Raw genomic sequence first — 4,597 nt, 5'->3', positions numbered from 1 at the left:
AGCTTAAGGTAAGGCTGGATGGGTTTATTACTGGTACTTTGCCGCTGATTAAGAGGCTTGGCGGGGTTAAGTAAATTACCTTGCTGGCTTATTGCCCACTGGCTTTGAGCTGGTGGGCTTTTTTATGCATTCACACAAAGCGGTCTTACGGCTACCTCAATTTCCGACCATGTACTTTCCCTGGCTTTCTTCAGATCATAAGCCTGCTGGAGGTTCATCCAGAACTCTGCTGAAGTTCCAAAGTACCTGCTCAGGCGTAAGGCCGTATCAGAGGTTATCCTTCTTCTCTCATTTAGGATTTCTGTAATCCTGTTTGTGGGTACACTGAGGCTTTTAGCAAACGCACTGGCTGAAATATTCAGACCATCAAGCTCTTCTCGCAGTATTTCTCCCGGGTGTACCGGGGGCATTTTGTTAGTCATCTAAAGATATCCTGACCTTACTCCCTGTAGCCTCTGCGTATCTGTGCAGACTTCTAAGACTGGGCATAGTCCCGCCCGACTCAAGCCTGGCTACGGTGGACTGTGTGGTTCCCATTTTTTCAGCAATCTGCTGCTGCGTAAGCCCTGCCCTTATCCTGGCTTTAATCAATTCCCTGGCAAACTGAAACTCATCTTCCATATCCGTGTAGGCTTTGGCATACTCGGGGTCCCTATCCATCATTTCTTTGTGTTTTTGCTCTAAAGCTTTACCCATCCTGTATCTCCCTGGCTCTTTTCTGAGCAATCTTCAATTCTTTTTGGGGCAACTTGTTTGATTTCTTGATGAAACACCTTAGTATTAGGATTTTCCTGCCACTAGCTGTGATATACAAGCTTCTGCCCTGTTGTGCTCTTATCTCCCAGATCTTATCCTGTACCGGCCTTGTATATGGCATTCCCACATTATGGAGACCAAATTCTTTTATCAGGTTCATGATTTGAACAGTTTTAGCTCGAACCTCTGCAGGGAAAGATTCAAACTCTGCCTCAACAGTTTCATCTAAAAATTCTATGCTCCAAGTCTGCATATCTGATTTTTATGCTTTTTTTGCTATGCAGTCAAGCACTGACAAAACATTATTAGTCCATTTCCGTTTTAAGCTTTCCTACGTCACAATTTTTGCCCTCTACCCGCTTTCGCATACCTGACATCCAAAAACACCTCTAAAAGCCCTCTACGGGCCTCCTACGGCCTCAGTTTTTGCTGCAGGCACCTTTCCAATTCAAAAAACCGCCCTGCTTTTGGTTATAAGCTTTAAAGCAAACCTATAACTGAAAGGAGGCAGTTATGCCCAAAGTATTTTTGAAGCAAAGTTTTGTTGATAACCCGCCACTACCCACCGACAAGCCGAAAATTCAGTACTTTGATGAGAAGCTGACCGGCTTTATTCTGGAGGTACGCAGGAACGGAAAAGCCACGTACTACATAAGATACCGAGATAAGCATTCCAGAACCAGGCAGCTTATGATCGGGCCGTCTGATGCCCTGAGTATCGACCAGGCCCGGGAAAGAGCCAGGGCACTTAAAAGCCAGGTTGTGATGGGCTTTGACCCTCTGGCCCATGTGGAGAAGATCAAGAAAACACCTACGTTCAGGGAGTTTACCAGGGATAAGTACTTGCCCCACGTGAAGACCTACAAACGCAGCTGGGAATATGACCAGGACCTTATCGAAAAACGCATGCTCAAGCTCTGGGGAAATATGCGCATGGACGAGTTCAAGCCCGGCGACTTGCTGGAGTTCCAGAGTGCTCTTGTAAACAGGGGCTTTAAGCCAGGGTCTGTTAACCGTGTAATGGCCTTGGTAAAGCACATATTTAACCTGGCCGAGCGCTGGGAAATTATTCAAAGGGCACCCACCAAAAATGTTTCTAAACTGGCTGATAACGGGGCTATGGAGAGGTTTTTGACCCACCAGGAGTTGGAAACCCTGCTGGAAGCAATTAAGACCTGCAAAAGCCCGGTAGTGCCCGATCTCATTGAGTTCCTGATACTGACCGGGGCCAGAAAGTCAGAGGCTTCACAGTTGCCCTGGTCAGAGATAGATATGGAGGAACATATCTGGACCCTGCCCCCGGAGCGGAACAAAGGCAAGACACGGAAGATAATTCCTTTATCCCAGGGAGCTATGAAAATCCTGAAACGCAGAGCTGGCAATGGTTCCGACTATGTGTTTCCTAATCCTGATACAGGTCTGCCCATGAAGCACATGCATGGGACCTGGGACCGTATAAGACGCAATGCCGGTCTGCCCGACGTGAGGGTTCACGACCTTCGCCATTCTTATGCATCCTTCCTGGTAAATTCCGGTAGGTCCCTCTACGAGGTGCAAAAACTATTAGGACACGCCGACATATCAACTACGCAAAGGTATGCACATCTGACGAAGGATACACTCCAGGAAGCCACCGAAATCGTCTCAAAACTGGTTCGGTAGGTGAGTATATGCTGGGTCAAAAAATCGAGTGTAATGGCGTGGTTCAGCCAAACACCAAGCTAAGCACCACTTTTGGCCGTGAGTATATGCTGGGTCAGTCCAATGTGCAGTAATGAGTGACACTAAAGGGATGTGGTATTTCAGTGCCTTACAGAAAGCCGAGTGAGAGTGACGGTGGGCTGGTTTGGTGGGTAACTACAGTGGGAGGTGGTGCTAAGTTGGTGCCACCTTCTTTTGGTGTTGGGGTGGTGTAATAACGGAGTAGTAACAGGGAAATGTTGGGAAAATAACAGACAACACAGGAGGGACATCAAAATGGTAACAAAGAGGTTGATAACACTGAAAAGAATAGCTGAAGAATTAAAATTAAATTATAATACATTGATTTCATGTAAGAAATATTTTGAGGAATACCTGATCGTAAAGAATATTGGCAGGACACCGAAGTACCCTGATGCTTATATTGACTTTTTCCGGCTGGTATTTGCCTTGAAAAAAAGCCAACAGGGACAGACGAAATATGCTTTACTGGGCTTGCCTTGGAGCAACTGTTTGATGGCTTTTATGTCTTCCAAATTCCGGATGGGCTCAACTTTGATGGAACTGCCCTTTTGGGGATGATTGGTGTTTGTTCTCATAGGTACAGTGTATACCAAGTAAAACGATAAAAAGTCAACATAAGTTGATGTTTACCTACAAAAGTGAAGGTGGCGCCTATTAGCTTGCGGGGTTAAGTGGTGATATTATTGGATATATTCTTTAGAAAAAAGTTAATATCAACTTTTGAGATAAAGTTGATATTTGTCGCTCCCAATTAAGATATCCTATTTATGCTTGCCTAACGATAAACGCTGACTTATAAAAATTTTTCCCGAGGCCATATAACTCTATTTAGGGGGTCAACATGCAAATCACAATAGATATGCCAGATAGCTTTATGAAGGAGATATCCTACGGATTTACAGCCCCGGAGCGGGAAATAAAGTTCCTACTGGCGTCAAAGCTGGTTGAATCTGGAAGAATTTCAACAGGGAAGGCAGCGGAATGGTTAAATATTTCTAAGCCGCACTTTCTCCAAGAAATGGGTCGCTATGGTGTCTCAATATTTCCAGTAGACGAACTCTCACTTGATAAGGATGTATTAAATGCCCAGAATGGTAATTATTAATACTTCTCCCATCCAATATCTCCATCAACTGGGACTCATAAGTATCTTAAAATCCTTATATGGAAAGGTCCATCTGCCTGAAGAAGTAAATGAGGAAATAGAACAGGGAAAACTTGAAGGCATAAATTTACCAGATATAAGCAGTCTTGAATTTATAAATATCTTACCTAAACAAGAATCAGCCTTCAACCGACTCGTAAGAGATCTGGATAAAGGCGAAACAGCTGTCATATTGAATAGCCTAATAAATCCTGGCTCCTTAGTTGTTATTGACGACTTTCTTGCCCGAAAAGTTTCTATGGAACTCAATCTAAATCTTACAGGAACTGCTGGCATACTAATAGCGGCAAAGTTAAAGGGACTTATTGATAGTGTTGGTCCTTATTTAGATAGGCTGAATCAACTTGGGTTTTACCTTGCTCCTGTGCATAGACTTCATATACTGAGAACAGCTGAAGAAGAGATACAGTGAAATCTTTAGCTGACCTCCCCGTTCCCACACTATACAAGAAGGCCACCCCGTACCAGCAGGGTGGCCTCCATACACATCGCAAAATCACGCTGCCTTCCCCAGCGGCACAGCATTTACTGCGTCCTTCAGGGTTTCCTCAGCAAGATGAGCATAACGCATAGTCGTTTTGATCTGGCTATGCCCGAGTATAAAAAAAAAGGGACAGACGAAATATGCTTTAATATGGACTTGCTTACTCTCCCAAAAAGAATTAAGAAATTAATGCATGAGCAAGAAAGTACCAAAGGCACACGACAGCTTTGTAAAGAACATCCTGGGCCGGGAGGTCTATGCCAGGGATTTTATCCGCTATTATCTTCCAGAAAAGATAACATCACAGCTGGACCTGGATACGCTGGAAGTGTCCTCCAAATCTTTTGTCAGTGATGAGCTTAAGGAAAACCTGACCGACCTGGTTATGTCCCTCCAGTTCAAGAATAGAGACCTTGCAGAAATCTATATGCTCATCGAGCATAAAAGCAATTTATTCCATCTGACTA

Annotated in this window: 7 protein-coding genes; 4 read left to right on the top strand and 3 right to left on the bottom strand. The window is 44.3% G+C overall.

Features of this window, described 5'->3' with window-relative positions; translation table 11 throughout:
* Positions 1 to 122: 122 nt before the first annotated feature.
* From LZ23_RS11495 to LZ23_RS11485, 3 genes are read right to left on the bottom strand one after another with little or no spacing between them, the layout of a single operon-like run.
* Entirely contained in the window at positions 123 to 422 is a 300-nt protein-coding gene (locus LZ23_RS11495) for a HigA family addiction module antitoxin (RefSeq protein ID WP_045214313.1), read from the bottom strand.
* Complete coding sequence (locus tag LZ23_RS11490) at positions 415 to 696, bottom strand: helix-turn-helix domain-containing protein (protein ID WP_045214312.1); 282 nt, start codon at positions 694 to 696, stop codon at positions 415 to 417. Before LZ23_RS11490 ends, LZ23_RS11495 begins: the two co-directional genes overlap by 8 nt.
* Positions 689 to 1,009 carry a type II toxin-antitoxin system RelE/ParE family toxin gene (locus LZ23_RS11485; RefSeq protein WP_045214310.1) on the bottom strand — a complete coding sequence of 107 codons (321 nt, stop codon included), beginning with the start codon at positions 1,007 to 1,009 and terminating at the stop codon, positions 689 to 691. Before LZ23_RS11485 ends, LZ23_RS11490 begins: the two co-directional genes overlap by 8 nt.
* Before the next feature lie 260 nt (positions 1,010 to 1,269).
* On the opposite strand from LZ23_RS11485, the gene LZ23_RS11480 reads away from it, so the two are divergent.
* The 4 genes from LZ23_RS11480 to LZ23_RS11460 all read left to right on the top strand — a co-directional run.
* Positions 1,270 to 2,418, top strand: a complete 1,149-nt coding sequence (locus LZ23_RS11480; RefSeq protein WP_045214308.1) for a site-specific integrase — start codon at positions 1,270 to 1,272, stop codon at positions 2,416 to 2,418.
* A 904-nt stretch (positions 2,419 to 3,322) separates the two neighbouring features.
* A complete protein-coding gene (locus LZ23_RS11470; RefSeq protein WP_045214303.1) occupies positions 3,323 to 3,586 on the top strand; it encodes a UPF0175 family protein in 264 nt (87 codons plus the stop codon).
* On the top strand, positions 3,564 to 4,058 hold the full coding sequence (locus LZ23_RS11465) for a PIN domain-containing protein (RefSeq protein WP_045214301.1): 495 nt from the start codon (positions 3,564 to 3,566) through the stop codon (positions 4,056 to 4,058). Before LZ23_RS11470 ends, LZ23_RS11465 begins: the two co-directional genes overlap by 23 nt.
* A 265-nt stretch (positions 4,059 to 4,323) precedes the next feature.
* Positions 4,324 to 4,597 (top strand): Rpn family recombination-promoting nuclease/putative transposase (locus LZ23_RS11460; protein ID WP_045214299.1); only part of this gene is annotated, 274 nt, incomplete at its 3' end.

This window comes from Desulfonatronovibrio magnus, assembly GCF_000934755.1.
Taxonomy (GTDB): domain Bacteria; phylum Desulfobacterota; class Desulfovibrionia; order Desulfovibrionales; family Desulfonatronovibrionaceae; genus Desulfonatronovibrio; species Desulfonatronovibrio magnus.
This window is presented reverse-complemented; position numbering and strand designations above follow the sequence as displayed.